This window comes from Bradyrhizobium sp. CIR18 (genome assembly GCF_014198295.1).
Lineage (GTDB): Bacteria > Pseudomonadota > Alphaproteobacteria > Rhizobiales > Xanthobacteraceae > Bradyrhizobium.
This window is the reverse complement of sequence record NZ_JACIHF010000013.1, coordinates 57,002-74,106: the sequence shown is the minus strand read 5'-3', so window position 1 is coordinate 74,106 and position 17,105 is coordinate 57,002. Positions and strand designations below refer to the sequence as shown.

8 protein-coding genes and 3 pseudogenes are annotated in these 17,105 nt (G+C 56.8%); 5 read left to right on the top strand and 6 right to left on the bottom strand.

Annotated features, from left to right (window positions below):
- Positions 1 to 2,937 precede the first annotated feature (2,937 nt).
- Both GGD65_RS30660 and GGD65_RS30655 read left to right on the top strand, forming a co-directional pair.
- Positions 2,938 to 3,711, top strand: coding sequence for a GntR family transcriptional regulator (locus GGD65_RS30660; RefSeq protein ID WP_246783453.1), 774 nt, complete (start codon positions 2,938 to 2,940; stop codon positions 3,709 to 3,711).
- A gap of 906 nt (positions 3,712 to 4,617) precedes the next feature.
- Positions 4,618 to 5,307 carry a hypothetical protein gene (locus GGD65_RS30655; RefSeq protein WP_183237678.1) on the top strand — a complete coding sequence of 230 codons (690 nt, stop codon included), beginning with the start codon at positions 4,618 to 4,620 and terminating at the stop codon, positions 5,305 to 5,307.
- Positions 5,308 to 5,897: 590 nt separating this feature from the next.
- On the opposite strand, the gene GGD65_RS30650 is transcribed toward GGD65_RS30655, so the two are convergent.
- On the bottom strand, positions 5,898 to 7,190 hold the full coding sequence (locus GGD65_RS30650) for an FAD-binding oxidoreductase (RefSeq protein WP_183237677.1): 1,293 nt from the start codon (positions 7,188 to 7,190) through the stop codon (positions 5,898 to 5,900).
- A gap of 380 nt (positions 7,191 to 7,570) precedes the next feature.
- On the opposite strand from GGD65_RS30650, the gene GGD65_RS30645 reads away from it, so the two are divergent.
- Positions 7,571 to 8,548, top strand: coding sequence for a glyoxylate/hydroxypyruvate reductase A (locus GGD65_RS30645; protein WP_183237676.1), 978 nt, complete (start codon positions 7,571 to 7,573; stop codon positions 8,546 to 8,548).
- Between the two features lie 272 nt (positions 8,549 to 8,820).
- On the opposite strand, the pseudogene GGD65_RS41205 reads toward GGD65_RS30645, so the two are convergent.
- Positions 8,821 to 9,017, bottom strand: a pseudogene (locus GGD65_RS41205) (IS3 family transposase); the annotation flags it as partial.
- Between the two features lie 166 nt (positions 9,018 to 9,183).
- Here GGD65_RS41205 and GGD65_RS40410 point away from each other — a divergent pair.
- Positions 9,184 to 9,330: pseudogene (locus tag GGD65_RS40410) on the top strand (transposase DNA-binding-containing protein); the annotation flags it as partial.
- Positions 9,331 to 9,598: 268 nt separating this feature from the next.
- Positions 9,599 to 10,248: pseudogene (locus GGD65_RS40405) on the top strand (DDE-type integrase/transposase/recombinase); the annotation flags it as partial.
- A gap of 403 nt (positions 10,249 to 10,651) precedes the next feature.
- On the opposite strand, the gene GGD65_RS30635 reads toward GGD65_RS40405, so the two are convergent.
- The 4 genes from GGD65_RS30635 to GGD65_RS30620 all read right to left on the bottom strand — a co-directional run bounded on the left by GGD65_RS30635 (position 10,652) and on the right by GGD65_RS30620 (position 17,056).
- Positions 10,652 to 12,094, bottom strand: coding sequence for an MmgE/PrpD family protein (locus tag GGD65_RS30635; protein WP_183237675.1), 1,443 nt, complete (start codon positions 12,092 to 12,094; stop codon positions 10,652 to 10,654).
- 740 nt (positions 12,095 to 12,834) lie between these two features.
- Complete coding sequence (locus GGD65_RS41200) at positions 12,835 to 13,191, bottom strand: hypothetical protein (RefSeq protein ID WP_409362766.1); 357 nt, start codon at positions 13,189 to 13,191, stop codon at positions 12,835 to 12,837.
- 202 nt (positions 13,192 to 13,393) lie between these two features.
- On the bottom strand, positions 13,394 to 14,140 hold the full coding sequence (locus GGD65_RS30625) for a class II aldolase/adducin family protein (protein WP_183237673.1): 747 nt from the start codon (positions 14,138 to 14,140) through the stop codon (positions 13,394 to 13,396).
- A 2,007-nt stretch (positions 14,141 to 16,147) separates the two neighbouring features.
- Positions 16,148 to 17,056, bottom strand: a complete 909-nt coding sequence (locus GGD65_RS30620; protein ID WP_183237672.1) for a TauD/TfdA family dioxygenase — start codon at positions 17,054 to 17,056, stop codon at positions 16,148 to 16,150.
- Positions 17,057 to 17,105: the final 49 nt, after the last annotated feature.

The window sequence follows — 17,105 nt, the reverse complement described above, 5'->3', positions numbered from 1 at the left end:
CGCGATGATTTCCCGGCTGATGGCCGAATGGCAAGCGAGTACGAGCGCGACCAAAGCGCGAATTGTTGGCGCGCCGATATCCAAATATGTGGTCAGATGGCTTCTTCCTGCACGCCTGCATAGAAGACCATGGCGATCGCAGCTGCTCACGGATCGGCGCGGTACCGGAAAGCAAGAAGGAACTGATCGCCTTCCAGATCGGCATCAGACCAGCAGCGGAGACATTCCGCGCCCGCAACGGAGGCGCACTGCACCGAGTTCCTCGTAGACAGTCTCGCAAGGAAACTGTTTTGTGCCGCGTTTGGCATCCAAGGTCGTTTACACAGGTAGTTGCGCACCCGATCGTGATCGCCAATCACTTGGTACGCCGATGCAAGGGCGCCGTACGAGAGCTACGCCGAGTGACAATCGCGCGAGAGGCGGTCCTGTCGGCTATCCTGTCCAGGCAAGCGCCCTTATTTCCGGACGTCAGCAAGTCTCTGTTTAGTCTTGATTCGCTGCACCCCTCTTGCATGGAGCTTGCGCCTAGGTACCAACCGCTGCCCTTAGAAAACTCGCTTAGTTCTAGTGTGTAGCGAAGGAAACCGGCGCTTTCCTGCCGGCATCTCCCACGAGGTTTTCGTCTCGTTGAGCGACAGCCCGAGCAACGTCATCACTGCTCAGGTCCACGCATCAGCGCTTCCTCCGCGTGACCGCGGCAGAGAATGACGAAGTCATCAGCACAAGCGATGACGTACGCATGGAACGCTTCGCCGCGTCCGCTCAGACGCCAATGCAATCCTGATTTTCCCCCGAAAAGTGAACGAGGTTAGGCGGCTTACTCCATCTCAGCCGGGGAGATATGCCCGATGGCGGAATGGAGCCGGGCTCGATTAAGCCCTCGATGAAGATCACGCGGCCTCAGCTGGTCTCGTAGTGATGATGAACGAGTTCGGGCTTGAGGGTGTGGAATGTGCTCTCAATCGGGGCATGGTTGAAGCAACTCGCCTTGCGACTCATCGATCCGGCCGGATCGGCGGCTGCGAGGGCGTTGGGATATTCGTGCGAGGCATACTAGGCGGATTGAAACCCTGCACGCCGCGATCGGAATGCTGGATCAATTCAGCACCCGGCCGCTGCTGGCCGATCGCCCTCGTCAGCGGAGGAGACGAGTTCGCGCATGTGACCCCGTATCGTCCAGCCGACGACCTTTCGGCCGAAGGGGTCCATGATGGCAGCTAAGTACAACCAACCTTCCGCCAGATGTAGGTGATATCGGCAAGCCAGGCCCGATTTGTGGCTGTGGCGGTGAAGTCGCGCGCGATTCTTGCACCCGTCCCAGCGTTACAGGACAGCATGGCGCCGAGGACTGGCATAGCACTGGCCACTATCGCTATGGACTGGCTCTCTCCGGCTGACGATTACCGCTTGGTGCGAGCGCCCACTAAGCGCCCGACCTCGAGCAGCTGGTGGTGTCGAGCCGCCGCTCGATCACGTCGACATCACGCTGAGGCGTGTCCGTTTGCTGCCTTATGACTCATGCGTGCGACTCCCATTGCCATCCCGTACCTCGAGAGAGCTTATAGCCGCAACCTGATCAGCCGCAGCGCGTCGGTCACCAGCACAAAATGGCGGTTCAGCGCCGCGTTCCGATCAATTGTCGGCCACGAATTTGAGGCGGTCTAGATATCCTGTTGAAGTTTCGACAGGTGGGTGTCAACGACGCGCGGTATAACCCAACAGACCAGCCGGTGCGTTTCCTTACGGCATTTGACCGCGCAGCCGCGCTGGGCGATAATCATAACCTTTTATCCTCGAAAATCGAAGATTGACTCTAGCACAACTTGGCACGGTTTGAACCAACCGAGCCGAAGGGTCGAATACCGAGCGGCCCCCCAGTTTCGGAATCGTACTCGCTGCGCCGGTTGGGCCGGTAGCTCTTGGCAAGCAGCTCCTCGCGCAGCGAGGTCGCCCGACGCATCGATTGCAGGGGAGTGATCCCGTCTAAACTGGACAGGTGAATGTGTCGATTGCGCTCATGTCCGCGCAGTCTTCCATTGGGATCAGTCGGCATCCACGCTGCTACTTTCGAGGCCTGCTGAGACTTTACTCACATTGCGGCCGGCTGGATCTCTCGGGCCTCAAAGACGACCTTTGTCACGCGCCTCCAATCCGGAGGCTGCCCCCAAACCGCTCGTCAGCTACCAGATTAATCGACAATCTGCGGCTGGAATTGTCCTCCACGGGGTCCGCGCCGTCCGGACGAACCCGACCTTGCATGGTTCTCCGATGACTCGGGTGAAACCGACACAGAACCGCTGATGGCGAGCAGGTGCACGCGACCGTTGCGCCGATACCCGGCCAAATCGTCCATCTGGACAACGTTACGGCCGGGAATGACGAGCTTCTCGCCTCGAAGTTCTCCGCCTTCTAAAGACCGCCTTGCGGTCGAGACAGGGTGAGAAAAACGAGAACGGGAAGCCGTATGACGCCGCTGACCATTGATGGAGAGCGCGTTCTTGGGCTCTTGATCCTAAGCAAATGTTCAAGGTCGGCACTACACGAATTCGCATAAATTCGTCGCGCCATGAATGTCCGATTGAACTCCGTGTTGTCGGAAATCCTACATAGGCGGAGATGGCCGCCACGCACCACTTCTTATCTTGGCAATTGAGGGCACCTCATTTCCGCAGAGGCATGCGGATTGCTACAACGAGGAAGAGATCCAAGTGGCGCGGTTCATTTCCGGCATTTTCTGATAAGCCTTGCCGTATTGCGCTGACGCAATTTGTGCTCGGAAACAGCACGGGGACGGCAAACACTAAGATTACTCGCCTAGCCAGGAGATTGCTCCAACTTTCAACAGACCACGCCGTCATAAGACCGCGTTGTTGCGTCATACCTGTCATCGGGGTCGGGTTTGGTGCTCTTAATCGAATGCTGCAGGAGTGATGCGCCATGTCGAGAATCAATGCTTTGAATCCTAGCAATGTGCCGCCCAAGGTAGGGAGTATGTTGGTTCGACCTTCAGGGCCGCCCTCGTCAACCGGTACGTTGCCCTTGTATCCTATCGATCGTCAAACCAGCCTCGGCGAGCTCGCCTATACTTCTCTGAAGGAGGCGATCGTTGGAGGCCAATTCTCGGCCAGCCAGAAGCTCACGGTCCGTGCAGTGGCTCAGGCTCTGAGCATCAGCACCTCACCAGCCCGCGACGCGATCATGCGACTAATTTGCGAGGGAGCGCTTGTCAATTCCGGGCCAAAGACAGTGATTGTGCCAACGCTGACGTTGGCTGCGCTCGACGAACTGACGTCGATACAACTGGTTCTCGAGAGATTCGCTGCGCGCGTCGCCACGGAACGTATTGCGAGCGAGACAGTGGAGGAGCTTAGGGGCCTGCAACTGCAGATCAGCGCGGCACTAGATACCGCCAATTATCCCGCCGCGGTGCGGGCAAACAAAGACTTTCACTTCTTGATTTACAAAAGCGCGCAAATGCCTCAGCTACTCTCGATGATCGAGTCACTATGGCTACGCATTGCGCCCTCCCTCAGCGGCGTTAGTCCGAATTATGCAGATTCCCGCATCGGGATTAGCAACCATATGGAAGCGATTGCCGGTCTCGAGGATCGTGATGAGGTGCGCGTACAGGCCGCGATTGAAAAAGATACTCACGACCGACACCAGCGTCTGGTTAGCTGCATCAGGCGACGGCGAAAGATGATAGCTTAGAAGTGGGTTGATCTCGGCGCGGGAGTCTACGGTGTGATCAAACGCGAGCTCAGGCGTCGCTCAGTCAACGAGCCCGTCCGATCACATGACGTCCGACGGACAACTCGGGCCGCTATCCTTAGGGGCGAATAAGTGATGCCGTCGATATTCTCCTTTGCATAGTGGTCACAATCTCCACAAGGTTCTCGCCCGACTTAGGTTTCTGTTGCACCTTCACCCCGAACACTTCCATCCGCTTGCCGCTCCGGTTGCTCAAATAGGATTCTTTGCGAACGAGTGTCGATGAGAAACGCTAGATCCACGCGCTCGACCGCGAACAACCTTCCGCTGGTCGGCCTAGCGGAACCTTGTGATACGGCCTTGTGCGCATAGTACGACGTCGCTGTTTTCCGCGATCGATGTCGGCATGGGTTCATTGTGGGCAACAAGCGCGATCAGCAATGGAGTTCTTGCTTTTAGAACAGATGACACTCAAGTCGTGAAAGACTCTTAGGTCCATCGCGATAGTTTCAAAAGCACCTCCGTCCTAACTCAGTCGTGCACTTCTCGCTTGCGTGACTTACCGTTTAAAAATCTGGCGTTGAATCTGTCAGATCGTGCATGGTGCGCACGCTGACATTATGGACTTCATCAGTCATCACAATGCCAACCCAGCACTTTTCAACCGCCAGCCGCCGACCTCCTCGCCCCGATCGAGCGCTTCTGCCGCACCAGACGTCGTAATTCCTGGCTCGCAGGTCGCAACAAAATAGAACGTTGCATGCCCCGTCAACTACCAAACCTTAGCAATTGATATGAGAAGCAGGTCAACTACTTGTCGATAGTCACGAAGCAATAGTTTCTGAAAGGAGTTCGCCTAGCCCAATGCGCAAGTACTCGAGCCCTTCAAACGGCAAAGAAGTGCCTATGATCACCATCGGGGTCATTGTTATGGAAGCAAAGTCCTTCCGTCGTCCGGCAGGGGACGCCGGGAGTAAAAAGTCCTACCCCTGTCGCACTATCCTACACGTCGCTCGCGGCGTGACTATTGGCGATGTAGTGCATCCCCTCCCAAATCGAGCCTTGCTGGCTCCGTTTCTAACGGGTGCGCTGAAATTGCAGGAACAGGGCGCTCATGTCGTCACGACAACGTGCGGATTCCTCATCCCCCTGCAGGATGCGATTGCGAACCAGCTGCGGGTACCGTTCATCGCGTCATCCCTGCTGCAGATCCCGCTTGTATACCGCTTGGTGCAGGGCCGGGTGGGCGTCATTACTGCAAACGATGAAGCGCTCACCAAGAGCTATCTGCAGTTAGCAGGCGTTTCCGATGATATGCCAATAGCAGTTCTTGGACTGCAGCACCACAATGCGTTCGCTGAACCATATCTGAATGGTAGTGCTGGGCTAGATTTGGAAAGAGTAGAAGCTTGCGTCGCCGGCGCCTCCGTGCAGTTGCTCGAGCGATACCCCGATATCAAGGCGTTCGTCTGCGAGTGTCACAATTTGCCGCCATTTGCCGCGGCAATTGAACGAAGCACTGGTAAACCGGTGTTTGATGTCTTAAGCCTCGTCAGCTTTGTTCTGCATGGGATCAACAAGCTGGCTTTCCTATAGGTACAGCTTTCAATGAGCGCGCTAGCGTACCTCTTATGGCAGCAGAAATGAGCTTGCAAACGAGCTCCGGGGAAGAAGCATCCGTCTCTCACTTGACCTAACTCGCCGACCTGATTGATCTAAACCCCTGCCGTGACTTGGTAAGGAGCTGCGCGCGGAAATCGGCGCTGCGCGGTCGGCGAGCACCCGATGAGTCTGATTTAGTTGGACCGAACGAACGCCGAAGCCCTGATCGCCTCTCTTCTTGTCGTATATTGATTGACAACGGACACGGGAAATCGTCGGATCTGGTCCTGTGCTGCTTGCACAACATCCCCTGCCGTGTAATGGCCGTGGTCTCAGCATAGCGATTCTTAGTTGCTGGTTTCCCCAAACTTCGAACCGAATTACTGAACGTCAGGGTTCGGAAGCGGACATTGCGGGCGCTCAGAAACTGACGCGTTTACGGCATCGGATACGCAAATGGCCAATAATGTGGCCAATAGAACTTGCGCCTTTCACCGCGGTGTAACTCTAAAGTGGTGTAACCTCCGAGTTATGCGATCTGAGCGGACGCTATGCTGTCAGTCGCGTAATTGCGATAATCGCCATCACTTTTCTCTGGTAGTTGACTCAAACGCACATCCGCGTAGGCTTTTCCTTCCAATACTGAAGCGCTGTGAACTGAGATGGCTCGCATAAGGGGATCCCTTGCCTGTCACAAGGTCAGCAACGATTTGTGCCGTGACCGCGCCCAAAGTGAGTCCTCCATGTCCATGACCCGTGGCCACGAATAGGCGATGATGGTTGGGCACCTGCTCGACAATCGGCACGGAGTCGGGCGTAGCGGGACGTTCCCCACTCCAAACCTGGGAACCGGGTCGGGGTTTGAGCGTCGGGAGCATTTTCCGCAAGCGATCCAGCGCCGCTAAAAGTAAGTGAGGTTGTGGTTTCAAACCTGGCGAGCCAAAGTGACTCAAGCCGGCGATCCGCGCCCCTCGTTCGCTAGGCGTGAGAACAACACCCAAGCTAGGCAGCGAAAGTGGCCGGCTGAGAAATCCGGGCTCAACCTCCAACTCAAGGTGGTAACCTCGCTCGGCAATGAGGGGGATCTTATGACTGTTTCCCGCCAAGAGCCGATTGACGTGCGCGCCGGTTGCGAGAACCACCGCCCCGGTGGAGTAATTTTTTTCGCGAGCCCCCCTCACCACTACCGCTCTATTTCCTTTCAATTCCAGACTCTCGACGCGTTCGCAACGGAACACACCGCCCCGTTTCAAGAACACCTCCGCGAGCCTGACAACGAACGCTGATGGATTTGTCACGTGAGCCGCTTGTTCGATAAAAGTGGCACGGGCTCTCAACCCTCCAATAGCAGGCTCCATTTCGGCGAGATTTTCATTAGACAGCATTCTGACAGCAGCGCCGAGCGAGGAGCGAATCGCGTTGAAACGGATTGCCGCCTCCGCTTCCGAAGTCGAAAGGTGGACAACGAGGTAGCCACGTCTAGTGATCGGCGGGAGATCAGACCGCAGTAGAAGCTCGTAAGAGCGAATTGCGCCGTGGCCAAACTGATGAAGCAAGCTTGTGATGTGCTTGACCCTATCCCCTCGACTGGACTTCGCGTATTGGATGGCCCACGGCAAAAGTGTTGGCAGTGATACCCAATCGAGGGTGGCGGGCGAACTCGCCTTCAAAAATTGAGCAGGAAGGTCGAAAACGCGATACTGGGCGCTGAGTGGAAATCCTGTCGGGACGATCAACCCGGCGTTGCCAAAACTGCACCCGCGTCCCGGGGCTTGCTGGTCCAGTATAAAGACTTTCAGGCCGCGTTGCTGTAGGGCTAGCGCTGCGGTGACGCCAACTACACCGGCGCCGACAACGAGTGCATCGATCTTTTCCAAGTCCAGCCTCACAAGCATTGGATGCATAGGAATATTAGGCAGTATTGCATAACCCGCTCACGCAGCAACAGCCTTAAGTGCAGGGGCTATTCTCTTAGACGCGTCCGATTGACGAGCGCGCACCGACGTAGTGTCGACGACTGATAGCTTACAAGCGCATGGCAAGTCGCATGCCACTGCGTATGCGCGGGGGCCCCCCTTAATCCCGCCCTGTCGTCTTTGCGACACGTGTCGAATAGTTGACAGGGTTTCTGAAGTATCGCTCCGCTCTTTGCATATTTTTCTCTTTAAGATGAGGTCGATGAAACCTGCGACCAGGAGCGGCAAACAATTTGCATTGCGAGGTGTCCGGCATTGCCCCAAGGTAGAGGAAGATCTTAATGGCTGGAATCGAGAACACAGCGAACGGGAACGGGGAGGCGCGCTTCCGCTGCGCGCTAGTCTCGAGCCGGCTGAATTTGCGGCTCTGCCTCGGTGAGGAAGTTTCGCGCATCGCCCATAGGGTCGAACTGGTCGATCACGATGATGATCGTGCCGACGACGTTCGCCTCGCGCTCGCGTGGCATCCGTGGGCTGATGCTTTCTCGCGTTACCCCAATTTGCAGGCGGTGTGCTCAATCGGAGCCGGCGTCGACAATATCCTTAGCTGTCCAAGCCTGAGGCCTCATATCCATGTAGTCCGTGTCGTCGACCCTGGACAGGCGCTGATGATGTCAGGCTTTGTTGTCTGGCACGTGATTGGCCACCAGCGTTGCTTTGCTGCCTATCACGCCCAGCAGCGCGACCGTGTCTGGCGCCCCCGTAAGCAACGCGGGACCGACAGAGTGCCGATTGGCATCCTGGGCTACGGGGAGATCGGACGCAAAGTCGCTGCGGACCTTGCATATCTTGGATTTCCCGTGTTGTGCTGGAGTCGAACACCCAAACCGAGCTCTGGTTCGGCGCGCAGCTATCATGGGTTTGCGGGACTTGTTGCGATGCTCAAAGAAAGCGAGGTTTTGGTCAATGTCCTGCCGCTAACGCGTGAGACGAGTGGCATTCTCGACGCGCAAGCGTTCGCTAATCTGCGGCGCGGCGGTTTCTTAGTCCAGGTCGGTCGCGGTGAACACTTAGTGGAAGCGGATCTGCTTGAGGCTCTCGACCACGGCCAACTGACGGGCGCAGCGCTCGATGTATTCGCAACCGAGCCATTGCCGCCGTCTCATCCGTTCTGGGCGCACCCTAAGATCACAATTACCCCGCATGACGCGAGCGATGTCAACATGATGGCAGTCGCGAACACACTAGTTGCCACAGCCGAGGCCATCTGCGCCGGGCGCCGGCCGCCGTATGCAATCGATCGTAAGCTCGGCTATTAACCCTGACTTATGTTAGTCGGCAAGTAGGATCCCGCGGAAAGCTCATCTGCGGCCTCCATCTATCGTCTGCACCAACACCTGAGCCAACTCAGCTATAGGAGTCGGAGCGCAACCAACGGCGTGTATTTGCCGTCGCAGCAGATCTGCATGGGTGGAGCGATGCCAGAGGTCCGCAGTCCCGCGGCGGCGCCATCGCCATTGCGAACAAACGACCTGGTTAATCTGGGCGATGATGACGACAGAGGGATTCTCAGCTCAAGCTCGCGGTCCGGTACAGCAGCGCGCTTGGCGAGGGGCCCCATCATTTCTGACAGAAGCTCGCGCGGTACCGGCACATCGAGCATCTGCTCGGCCACTAGCTTCTTCAAGTTCGTGTTCTCGATTGCAGATCGTCGGCCTCGAAGCCTCCGCGTTTGCGAGCCAGGTCAGCTGCTGTCGCTGCAGCCTCATGCTCCTTCAACACTGCCACAAATCTGCAGACTAGCTATAACCATCCCGTGAGGCTTTCAATTGCCCATAACTTTGATCGCTCGGACGGATCCGCTGATCGCGAACTCTTGAATCGAAAGAATCACGTGTCATTGCTTGCTGAGTACCGATTCGCGAGGGGGGCTCTATGGCGCTGAGATTAAGGGATGGCAAGAGGCTGTTCGCGATGCTTGGAGGGTGAATCTTGGATTCTTGAGAGAGGTAGTGGATGGAAGCTCAGGGACGCGCGGCTTGGCGATAGATTCCTCAAACTGCTTACGGACATTAGAAGCGCCATGGGACAAAGCATTCCGCTCATCTGCCAGGATTGGGCGAATACCAAAGAGCCTTACCGCTTCTTCTCTAATAACCGGGCCAGCGAAGCGGACATTCTGGCCGGCCATTTCCAATCGACGTGTGATCGTGCCGCTGCCGCTGAAGGTCTCATTTTTTGTGCTGCGCGACACAACCGAGTTCAGCTATCGACGCGAGAGGTTAGAACGATCGGCATCACCGAGAGCAGTGGACAGGATCAGGCGCGCCGCCTCAGATGGCACACGGTCTGCGGCATCCCGATGCATTCGAAAAATGGTAGGGCCCTCCGCCAAGCGCACCGCAGTCGCGCATGTACAGGTGCCATGAGCTTGTCGGAACGGCAGGCCTGCTCGATCGTCGGCGCGGATCGGAAGGTGATCCGCTATGGTCCAGCCGCCCTGCGGACGCGGAGCTGCGCGGCCGGTTGCGCGATCTCGCCAACGAGCGGCTGCGGTTCGGCTACCGCCGGCCGTTCGTCTTGCTGAGGCGGAAGGGAGAGCCGCCGGGAATCAAGCGGATCCACCGGCTTTGTCCGCGAGGAAGGGCTCACCGCCCGCAAGCGGCGGGCTCGCCGCAAAGCTATGGGGACCCGTGTCCCAATCCTGATCAAGGCGAGGCCAACGCGCGGTGGTCGCTGGACTTGGTCCACGACCAGTTCGTCAACGGCCGGCGCTTCCGCATTCTCAACGTCGTCGACGACGTCACTAAAGAATGTTTGGGCGCATTCCGGAGAGGTCGATGTCAGGACGGCGCGTCGCTCGCGAACGGACCGTCATCGTCGAACGACACGGCAATGATCGTCTCCCAACCATGGCACAGAGTTCACCTGCAACGCCATGCTCGCCTGGAGCAAGGACATGGTCATCGATTGGCATTTTATCGCGCCGCGAAAGCCGATGCAGAACGGCGTTGTCGAGATCACCTAGGCCGCCCAACACACCGCAACGAACGATCGGCTGCACAACCCGACCAGCTCCGCCGATCCTCCGTTGCTCCAACCGCGCCACTTGGCGTAGAAACCCCGAGACTCTAATCGACGCCGGATGACAATTCAGTGGCAGATCACCATGATAGCAATATGTTTCAGTGTCCATTCTAAGCCCAATGGTGAAAGCCGGACCGCGGACTCAGCCAGAAGGTCATTGCGGAACACCGCTTGCGAATGTACGCATGGGAATTCGCTGCCTTATACCTTGCGCCTTGACGCCACACGCTAGGCCTCTCAAAAGAGTCCTCATCACGATTGCTACCCTACACAGGGATGACCGACCGCCCCCAGCTAGCCGTGGACAATGCTTCAGCAGTCCCCGCGCCAAAGACTCATACCACGCCGTGAGACAGTGCGGCGCAAACAGGAGATAGGCTGGCGCCCAACTCTGCTACCATCACAGTCTCAATCACTGCGTCAGCGACAGCATCTGGTAGATTCGCAACAGTCCGAAACTTCTCGACGATGTCATCGTCACTGAAACGAGTTTTGTCGGACCACGGATCACCCCACGCAAAGTCTACTTCAGCTTGGACAGTCTTCCCCCGAAACCTAACTTCGGCAAATGTGGGAACTTGGCGAAACTGGCCCCGCACGAAGTGCTGAGCATATGTTGCAGCTCCGGGATTATCTACGACCTTAACTTTCGATCTAATTTCTCTCACGGACCAATCTGACGCCCATCGCTCCGAGGCCCACTCCGGCCCTGGCGGCACGCCAAGTAGAAACATTGCGATCGCGTGCGCAAAGCTAAATTGCCTAGCTACGAAGTTTGGAGGCTCCTCATTTAGAAACCTGTCTGACAGGGCAGCAATGTTGACGCCTACAACGACCTCCTCAATTTCACTGACGCTAAATCCCTCAGCCTCGCGCAACTGGTGCAGTGCGCACAGCGAATGATGATGCCAACGGCAACTAGGCCATGGCTTATACCCGATGTTTTCGAGGGCCCACCTTGCCCCAAGCTCTCCAACGAGCCCGTCTGGATCAATGCGGCGTGCTCCGACCATCTCAAATATGCTGGGTGCTCCGTCAAAAATTGACGTTAACCCGGTCGATCCACACTCCACTGACTTAGCTGCAAAACCGCCTGCCATGGCCGCCCAACCGCTATCGTAGTATTTCGTGTTTGGCAGCGTGATTTGTCTAGACCAAATCGGACCGATCGGTGTCGCCGCATTTGAGGCGGCTACGCCGAACGTTTGCTCGAGCGCAGTGGCGCTTTGGCCCAGCAGCCGTCCCGCTGCAGCTGATGCTCCAACCGTCGGTGCCAGCGAGACTCCCCACACTTCAGGCATCGAGATAATCCTACCCGCTTCGATCTCGATTTGAGTTCCGATATCGGATATGCGGCCTGCTACCTCATAGCCGCAGATTGTCGCGAGGATAAGCTCCTTCGAAGTCAATCCCATCTGTTCACAAGACGCCAGAGCCTCTCCGAACACGCTAGCTCCAAAATGCAGACCCGCGATGGGCCCACCGGGATAAGTCTCGTCCAGATCAAGGCAATTCGCGAGTCTACCGTTTCCATAACTTGCAGCAAGCGAAGTGAACCGCTTCCCCCCGCCGCCAATTGTTGCTTCTCTACCCTGACCGAGCACTTTCGACGCAGCGAGGATCACTGGACCCAATTCACTGCGTGCCCCCGCGATCGTGCAACCTAACGTATCGAGAAGAAAACGCCGCGCCTCATGCTTCACAGAGTCTGGCACGTGCTCCAAAGTGAGCTCAGATATAAACTTTGCTAGCAGCACTGTAATTTCCACCGTCTGCATCTTTAATTTTTCCTTTGTCTATTACGGCAAGGTCGGCTCAGTCGCGCCGTGCTATGAATCGTAAAAAGCCGGGCCTGCTATGGCAGCACTCGAATGTCAGGTGACCGCGCGGATCGCCTAGCAACAGAAAGTAGTCAAAGCATGGGATCTCAGCCCAAGCTTTGTCCTCTCAGTAGGATTTGTGAAAGCAAGGACATGGGCGGGGATTGCACGCCCCACGATCGCGACGCGCCTCCATCGCAATCCCGCTGTCTGGCCTCCTCTCAGCATTCTCTCGTCACAAACCCGTCGAAGCCCCTTTGATTGCACTCGCTCATATTCCAGCCCGGCGTTAGGCTTCCGGGATACGCGTTTTGGATCAGGACGATTCGCGGCTCGGTCATCTCCATGAACTTGCAGCAGTCAAGGTCGAGGTCGAGGTTTTGTCCCGAGACCGATGTGCGTTTATCCTCACAAAACAATTTTGCTGCGGACAAACGCATCGACAACTTCACTTGGTGCGAGTCCCATCTTGCAGCCTAGAATATAGAAGATAAATCGGCCGTACTCTTCCTCGATAGAGCCTGACACGCGTTCTAGTCGGCGGCTTGCTTCGGCAAAAGCTCACTCCGGCAAAGAACCATCGAGGATTGTCCTCCAAGATCAAGACGATCTCCGTTTGGCGAACACCGCGAGCGCGCGCAGCATTGGGATGAGGTCGGTGAACATATGGGCGTGCGCTTGCCAGAGGCCCTATGACTTCAGGACGTCGATCTCGGGGCGATTTCTTCGGGGGCAGCTGGCTCCTCGACGGCTTGCCGAATAGCCCAAAGGCGGTCCATGGTCATCAAGATATGCGTACGAAAGCCTTCACGCGCGAGGTTCGCTCCGTTTTCTGCGCGAAGGCCATCTCGCTGGACGTACCACATCCCGATTTGATCGAACCCGATGTCAAGGCGAGCGTTCAAGAATCGTCGATGGTATGCGGGATCGGGGTTGGCGCAACAATGACCAATTAGACAGCGATGGGCAGCAACGCCGGCGACCGCGAATAGCCGGTGCTGTTCCGGCCCAGCGCAGCCCTCTCCACTGTGGGTGATAATCGGCATCCTGGTCACCTTATCTGCAACTAGCGTTTGTCACGCAGAAGTAGTCCGTCCAATACAATGGCCTACGACGAAATACATCGGGATACCCGACATGTTCGCAGGGAATCCGGTGCACCGATGTGTAGGTGCACTCAGTTCATTGGTTCGAACTGGCCGCCAACTATAAGTATCACTCCTTGCCGTGCGGCTTGAACGGATCGCTTCGCGGACCTCAAGTAGCGTAGTCCGGGCTTATACGATCGAGACGGCGTTTGAGCGCCGCCCACGGGCGCTGGCCCCTGCTCTTGCTGTTGCGACCACACTTGAACTGGGCCACCGTGTGAGCGAGGACATTGTCGGCCGGTTGACTGATCTTTTGCCCACCTTGAGTAGCGGCGACCTGAATCCGGCAGGACTGCTCGATATAATACATGTTATGGAACGCTTCGGCAACGGTTCGCCCGACCGTAAGTAAGCCGTGGTGCTTCAGGATCATCACTTGCTTATCGCCAAGATCACGCGCTAACCGCTCGCGCTCGCCGGGATCCAGCGCGATCCCTTCATAGTCGTGATAGGAAATGTCGCCGTAGAACTCAATTGACATCTGGTTCAACGGCAGCAGCCCTTGCTCTTGCGCGGCAATTGCCATGCCAGCCACGGTATGCGTGTGGATCACGCATCGGGCGTCGTCCCGGTTCATGTGCACGGCGGAATGGATCGTGAAGCCTGCATTATTTATCGTAGAGTTCTCGTGTTCTTCCATGGCGTACCCTTCGGGGTCCACCACGACGAGGCTAGAGGCCGTGATTTCGTCGAACATCATGCCGTATGGATTGAGGAGGAAACGACATCCCTTCCCAGGCAGGCGCGCAGAAAGATGCGTGCAAATCAGGTCATCCATGCCAAAATGGGCGATTAGGCGGTAGGCCGCAGCCAGATCGCAGCGGATGTCCCATTCCTGCGAGGCGTCGTTACGCATATCGTCTCTCCTCCTACAACCTTTAATCCGAGGCGCCGGCCTTGGGCCACGCGGCGTCTGAGAACGCGCGGCGAGCGTTTCCCCATTTTTATATGTCAAACGACAACGCCATCTTTCTTTCTCTCTGCAGGTTCGGTCAGTAGTGTCGCTTCAGGTCGATCTTCGGAGCATGTACTTGGCAGCGCGAAACCACAAGCTACAAACGATGGTAGGTTAATCCGCTGATGAGTGCGATGAAGTAGGCTCGTTGAGTCATGGGAAGCCAAACATACGTTGTTTGAGCGATCTACGCCTGCAGGAGCGAACCAAAATTGCAGAAGTGTGTGTGCTGCTCAATCTGGTCAACCGGGATGGGCTGCTCCCCCGCGATAGCCGAACCGGTTGCCGCCTCGGTGAAGCGCGGCTGCCCACCACGGAGACCTTCGGCCTTAACGGCGTTCCGATGATTGATCCCATGGTGCCCCTGCCGCATACCGCCGCCCGAGCGCAAGCCGATGCGTCTGTGCGAGCCGGTACCAGAACTGTGGTTCTAAGACACATCGTTGGCACGGATGCGTGACGGCGCGAGCAGCCCCGCGTAGCGCATGAGTTGGTGATAAACTTGTGTTCGTTGTCGAAGCCCACTTTGATCGGAACGATACCAACGTTGATCATATAACGCGCAACCAAACGGATTGCTGCCTCGTGCAGGGTTAGCTCCTCACGTTTGGCTAGGTTCGCCATCTCAGTAGACAGGGATGTGGGGTCGTTACTGAAACGCAAACACGTTTGCGATTCCACCGGGCGTCTTCGACCTGCGTGTGCCACACCGATGATAACGGACGCAATGCTCTCTTCGGCGGCAACGAGCGATATCACGAACCAGCTGTTCAATTGAAGCGAGGTCTTCTACCGATGCTGTCCGGCCACTCTTCACAATTTTGAGCGGTCCCCCATTCCAACGCCCAGTTCAGGTGCAACACTCCCCCTGGCTCGGCGGTAACAATGTTTATTCAAGAGCCGATCTCATCATTTGCTGTCGTGTCGGCACAGAGGCGGTCGGATGGCTCCGCCTGAGTCCTAGTCTAGGAAACTCTGCGCGTTCTGCGTCGATTACAGCGAGCCGCTGTTGTAGTGAGGCAATGCGAAGGTCCTCTTCGAGGCGCGCCAGTTCCGCACCCCATTCAATCCACCGCTTTTTCGAAATCTCCAGTGACCGGCCGATTTTCCGCAATCTAACGCTGGAGCCAGGGCACCGGCTTCGCCACCGGAGACTCCGCGGAGACGATAACGGTCCCTGAGTCCGCGACAAACTCTGCTCGTTGCTTCAACTATAGCACCCTACGCTGCACCGTTTAGCGCGTTCGCGCCCCCGAGGAGGGTCATCGATCGAAGCGATGCTTGGCGGAGGACACCTGCAGTCTGCAGTGTCTGTTTCAGATGGGATGGTTTCAATGCAATCTGCTTCCCTCTGCATGTCAGCCCACAGAATTGACAACCGCCTTGGGATCGCGAACGAGCCAGACGTGAGGGGCCTTTTCTTCATCATCCCTGAGACTTCCAACGGTGCTTCATGTAGACATCCGTACAGAACGTGTAACTCATCTATTGTCACGAACACTATACGGCGCGATAGTAATGGCCGTCGGCGTGGGAACGCTTTTGACGACATTGGCTTTTCGCGCGAGTCGATTCGGCTGGAATACACTCGGCATCTCAGCCGCTTGTGTGCAAAGGATACGACTTTGTGAATGCAAGCCAGTTTGGGAGCTACGACTCTCGATTGACCGTACGACTTAGTGCCTGAAGCACTGGTCGTCGGATGTCGAGGTTCCTCAGCCTTCCTGGCTGCGCCCGCGCGCGGCTGCTACGCTCGTCCGGCATAGCGACGATGGACATCAAGTGGCTGCAACGCGTCGTTTCATCGGTTTCCTGACCGAGACGTCAATCCGGTGGCGTGGCGGTCGCACCAGCGGCCGCCGTATAGCGCGAGCTGCGAACGCGCTAGTCTCAGACCATATTCGCGGGTTATTGCTTTATGATCTTGCGCATTACACTGCACCGGCCATCTACGCCGATGGGCACCTCGCCATCGATGGCCGTGCGACGCACGACGCGACGCTGATCGCGGTAATCCTTAACCGCATAGTGCATCGTGGCGCGGTTGTCCCAGATAGCGACATCGCCCTGTTTCCAATTCCAGCGCACTGTGTTTTCCGGCGCGATCATATGAGAGTGGAATAGACCGAACAGCCTCTCGCCGTCATATTTCTGAATGTCAGCAAAATGCTTCACATAACCGCCCAGCACAAGGGCGCGTTCGCCGGTCTCGGGGTGGACACGTACGACGGGATGCTCGGTCTCGAAGATCGTTGTAGCACTCATCTCGTCGTAGAATTTCTTGTCGGCTGCGCTAGGGCGGGCGATCACGGCGAAGTCGTACGCGTTTGTGTGAATAGCCCGGAGGTCGTCAGCAAGCCGTTGCAGCGGCGGCGGCAGATCGAGATATGCGGCTGCGGTGTTTGACCAAACCGTGTCGCCGCCAACTGATGGGATTACAACGCCTCGAAGCACCAAAATCTTTGGGTAGGTATCAAGGAAGCTCACGTCGACGTGCCACGAGTCCGTCCGGATACCCCCGGCTGCGGAATCCAGCTCGAGCATCGACATCGTTCCTTCCGTAGGGCTTAGCGTGGGAGCCGGCACAAGCTTCCCCAAACGAAGAGCAAAGCGCTCATGCTCGGCATCGTCGAGATGCCCCTGATCGCCGAAGAAGATGACTTTATGCTCAAGCAGGAGGTCATGAATCGCAGCGATGATCTGATCCGGCAAATCGCCCGATAGCTTGATATTCCTGATTTCAGCGCCGATGCGCGCCGCACGTTTAACGACATCGGTACGGGGAATGATGTTATTGATGGAAGCGGATTCACTCATGCTAGTTCTCCAACGTTGCGTTCTTCACCCGACAAAGCCTACTAGGCTA